General features: G+C 41.5%; 3 protein-coding genes. 1 reads left to right on the forward strand and 2 read right to left on the reverse strand.

Translation table 11 applies throughout. The annotated features are described in order from the left end of the window. The coding region (locus ACYVTD_RS09710) for an autotransporter outer membrane beta-barrel domain-containing protein (protein ID WP_461247578.1) at positions 1 to 3888 on the forward strand (3888 nt) is incomplete at its 5' end. Positions 3889 to 3972: 84 nt separating this feature from the next. On the opposite strand, the gene ACYVTD_RS09715 is transcribed toward ACYVTD_RS09710, so the two are convergent. Together ACYVTD_RS09715 and ACYVTD_RS09720 are read right to left on the reverse strand one after the other, a co-directional pair. Next, the gene (locus ACYVTD_RS09715) at positions 3973 to 4215 is read right to left on the reverse strand and encodes a hypothetical protein (RefSeq protein WP_461247579.1); all 243 of its coding nucleotides are present in this window, start codon (positions 4213 to 4215) and stop codon (positions 3973 to 3975) included. Between the two features lie 2 nt (positions 4216 to 4217). Next, positions 4218 to 4697: a PD-(D/E)XK nuclease family transposase gene (locus tag ACYVTD_RS09720; RefSeq protein WP_461247580.1), complete on the reverse strand. Its 480-nt coding sequence runs from the start codon at positions 4695 to 4697 to the stop codon at positions 4218 to 4220. Positions 4698 to 4897: the final 200 nt, after the last annotated feature.

The raw sequence follows: 4897 nt of genomic DNA on the forward strand, positions 1-4897 counted from the left end.
GTATGGGCGCTTTCAGCGCCTGCAATGAATGGGACTCGGCAAGAAAAAACCCTTACAATTACCGTTGATTCAACAGCCGTCGACTCCATTGCTAAAGTTAATTACGGAAATACCGGCATTATGAATCTGGAAATAACTGTTGATGACAATTCGGAAAGTCATTTTTCTACAACAAATAATTTCAGAATAAGCATTGACAACTTCTACCCCGTTTCAACAATTGAAACTCCTACTATGGCATATGACGATAAAACTATACCCAAATACTTCCTTGTTCAGGGAGAAGCGCAGGACTGGAGCACAACTTCCGACTCAACCCAAGGGTTGGAGCGCGTAGTAGTATACTTTGAAAAAGCGCAAATAAATTATACTAATACTACAAATTGGACAGGCAGAAGTGTAACAGGAACTCAAGCTATGCTTAAACCGGACGGCTCAACGGCTGCTACTTCAGATTTTATAGGATATCCTGCAATGGATACCGCAAAAAGCGGATGGAGCTCTAGTACTGTAGCGCCAAACGCGCTAACCGGTTTTTCAATGCCAAAGCTTGTTAACAGTGGAACTGTCTCTGTCCCCAAATGGACATCTCCCGCCGCAATGGTCATTGATTACGCGGAAAATGATAATGAACAAGACTATGATAACGACGGAACATATGGCGAAAGATGGATCGGCTTGACAGAGATAACCTGGGGAGCAAGAATGATGATTACCGATAGACTTACCACCACTCAACGATTCCCAGACGGTCCGTATATAGTGCATTATGTCGTAATGGACAAAGCCGGTAACGCCACCCACTATCAAAAAGATATCTTTATCGAAAACAACAAACCGCGTATTACCTCTATTAACATTGGAACAGATATCAATTTTAACGGAACTGTTGCCCCTAGCGAGTACCGAGATCAAGACTTTGCTGTTAATACTACTTCTGAAGCCACCAACAGGAATGTGTTTCCTGACGAGGAATTCAGAATTCGCAACACCCGTTTAGGAGTCAAACTGACACTTGATAAAGGTAATGGTCAGAAAAAGGCTACGATTTCCTACGTTACAAGAAATAATACTGCAATTCCCGTTACAAATATGCAAAGGGGCTATGTTTATCAAATTGCCTCAACCGCGCAAAACACCGACTTTACCAAGTTTGGCGCCCCGAATAATTACCAAAACACAGTCTTTGTAGCGTCATCTACCGGTCAAGGATCAGCTACTGTTTATCAATTTACTACAGTAGCAACGATGGCAGCGGTAAACGTAGTTACTGGATCTACCTATGTTGATTTTCTTAATTTTTCAGGCGTTACAGATAGAACAGATGGGCTGTTTATTGCAAAGGTATACGACACTACTTTAACTGCTAGCCAAAACAACAACCTTCCTGTTAATGCCGAGTATGACCAACTGGCTCAGGCGTTCTTGCTTACTGTCTCTGTAGCCAATACAGATAATATACTGCCAAAAATTGAAGTAGCTAATTTTGGTCGGAGACATAAACCGGTATCATTAGTAGCAAATATCGCAAACTATGATAACAATGTTCTTACGGCATTAGCAGACGCCGTTTACTCCGATTATGTTGATACAACGACAACGGGAGTCAAAAACGGTTATGTTCAGTATCAGGAGCATTCTTCTCCTAATACGCACGCGTACATTAGCGGCAAAGTAATATTTAACGGTAAAGTTAATGATAACCACCGTATAGCAAAAATTACTGTTCAGATTCAAAATAGCAGTAACGCTAATATTTACAATGGCGGTGAGTTTAATATAGCTATCAGAGACAACTCTGACGGTCTGCTTAAACCTGACAATAATAATAATAATTATGTAGTAGGGGAAAGGGAATTTAGGTTAGTTTATAATGAATCTGACGTTCCGCAATACACTCTCGCGTATGGACAAACCCTTGTATGGCAGTTTCTGTGGGACAGTTCAAAGATTAAGACTGCCGCCACAAACGCCGAGAACAATGTTAAAATTACCTTTAGAGTTTATGATATTAACAGTACTAATGCAACTGCAACTTTCTCAATACAGAATGTTCATATTGTTCCCTATATATCGGAAGTATATACCTCGCTTAGTGACGCATACTCTTCGACGCCTTCCGTCTTTAACAGATCGGCTTTAGGCGGCTACCCTGTACGCGAAGGCGAAACTAATTTCAAAATAAGTGGCTTTAATCTAGGTAACGCGGTTAGTAACGCTACAATAGGCACTGTCGCGCTTTCAACAGGTTCAAATAATGGAACAGTCATAAATACCAGTATTCCCACAGCTGCTACTTCAGGAGACCTTACCGTTACAGTAGCCTCTATTGCTTCTTTTAATAACAACGCCGCAAAGAACAAAACCGTTGCTTATAATAAAGAGCCAAACAATGTAAACAACAACATTCTTGACAACAGCCGTTATATCTATGTGTGGAACACCGGGGATTTATTTCACAACGGAACATACTATACAACAACTGACGGATTTAATAACACCCCTTCAGGAACGTCTGTAAATATAGCTATGAAAGATGTTTCCTATCCATTTATGAGGTTGGATAAAGACGGCAACAGGCTTATTAGCCATGGTTTCTATAATACGCAGAGCTCAGGAAGATTAAGGGTGCTAAAAAACAATACTATTATTGAACTTGGAATTGCGGCTACAAACAGAATGGTTTATACCAGTATCGGAACCGGCGGAAGAAACGCCTCATTCTACGCGACCGGCACGGATCTAAGCTCAGGCGCGACCTATAACAGAGGTTTCCAATTAGGATTTAGTAATAACGATGGTACTAACAGCGTTAGCGGTCATACCGGCACTTCTACTGTTAATGGTACCAATTATGGTGCTCATGGTGATATCCGTATTTACGCGACAGACTCATCCGCCCATGATGATCGTTTTGCGTACCCGCGTATAGCGGTTCAGTCTGCCGCAGATGATAGAGCAAACGGTAACGACAAAGTTTTATTAAGCTATTATGACAGCGATGCCGGAAGAAACGAGGTTGTATTCGTAAGTGTAGGTAGCAATAGTACCAGTAGTATTACTACTACTGCAGGTAATAATAATCAAAATACTATTAATAATACATTTAAGAAAGAAGTTAGCACGGCAGGCAGTGAGTTTTCAGCGGCAGGCATACTTAGCAACGGCATACCGGTTGTTGCCTATTACAGCAATACAAATAAAAACTTAAACATTGCCTATGCTGCGACGGTATCAGGCACTAACAGTACTACCATAGATAGTTGGACTACAACACCGAATATTGATACCGACAAGGGGTCATACGTTGACATGGCGGTAGATGGAGGCGACAATATTCACCTTGCTTATTACAGTAACAAGGGCGGTCTGTATTACACCTATATACCATGCACCGGAACCGGCGCTGCCCGCAGACCTGATGTAGGCAATAGAAAAACTGTAAGGGTAGACACCTACCTTTCCGCCGGAACCAGGCTTATGATCAATGTAAGGCAGGAAACAACTCCAACAACAAGGTATGTACCTTACATTACCTACGCTCACGCTTCCTTCCCAGGAACAGTACTCTCGGTTCGCGTCGCATGGTTGGCATCATCTGTTTATCCTACTATTACCAATACTTCTAATGGTACAGATGAAAATAATATGTTCTTAGGCAACTGGGAAGTAATGACAGTACCTGTCAGCGGAACCCCCAATAACTCTGACTTTGTCTGTAACGGCTTACCCTCCAAGGCAACATGGAACACTGCAGGCACAACCTTGTCATACAATACAAATCTTAACCAAACCATAGTAATTGGCTACATGACAACGACATCAGTATACGAGGGCGCAATCCTGAAAGGCGACATTAGAGAGATACCCCAAACACTACGAAAGTAACGCCGTAGCGCGTAACACAGCGGGCAAACGCAAGTTTGCCCGCTTTTTTTTGTTTTAACAGAGAGAAGCTTTGTGTCTTTTGTATTACAACTGAGCTATAGTATTTGCAGAGAGCCCTGTCCCTTCGGCTATTTGAGAAACAGACAAGCCCATCTTTTTAAGATTCCTAGCAATATCAAAACAAGCTTCTTCCCTACCTTCCTTAAGTCCGCTTCGTCTAGCGCTTACCATTCCGCTTTGATAGTCAAGTTCGCTTTTTAACAGCGTAGTCATACGCGCGTATTCTATTTCATCTTGTGTGATTTTCGATAATGTTTCTGTCGCCATCGCTATACCTTCCTCACAGTGGTTATTCTGGTTTTTCCACCGAGCGAGACGCAGGTTTTGGGATCATAGTAAATAAAATTGTGTATTAGTTCTTCGTCAGGGAAAAATTGGGATTTTGCCAAAATAGCAATTTGATATGTCTCTTTTAAATTGCTATAAATTCTTTCTTCTCCATGAATGTCTTGTCCGATAAATAACTTTGCCTCATAGTATTCGAGCCGAACAAGTTCATCAGCGTTAGGATTAAACGACATTTCAACATTTACGGGTTCGCCTTCTTCTGTTTTGCAAGCGACATCGAAGCGCAAATACCGTTGCCGCAGATCGTCAACAGGCGGCTCGTTGGCGATAATTGTCTCCACTTTGACAGTACGCCCGATAAGCGCGGAAATCAGAGCTGATAACGCTCCTCTCGATTCAGCAGTATCTCTGGTAAATACGGCTTTGAATACCACATCATAGCGTATGTCCAGAACGCTCATTCCGTCTACCCTATATGGGTGCGTACCCCCCGTTTTGCTTGATTTTTGTTAAAAATGTGTTAAATCTTAGTGAAAAAGTGGAAAAACGCTTTAAAATAAAGTATATTAATAATGAAGTAGTCTATTTTAAGAGGAGATTGTATGAATTTGTCATTTTTACACAAAAAACCCATTTTTGGTGTGGGCGGAATACTTATAGT

The sequence above is a fragment of the Treponema sp. R6D11 genome, assembly GCF_054786075.1.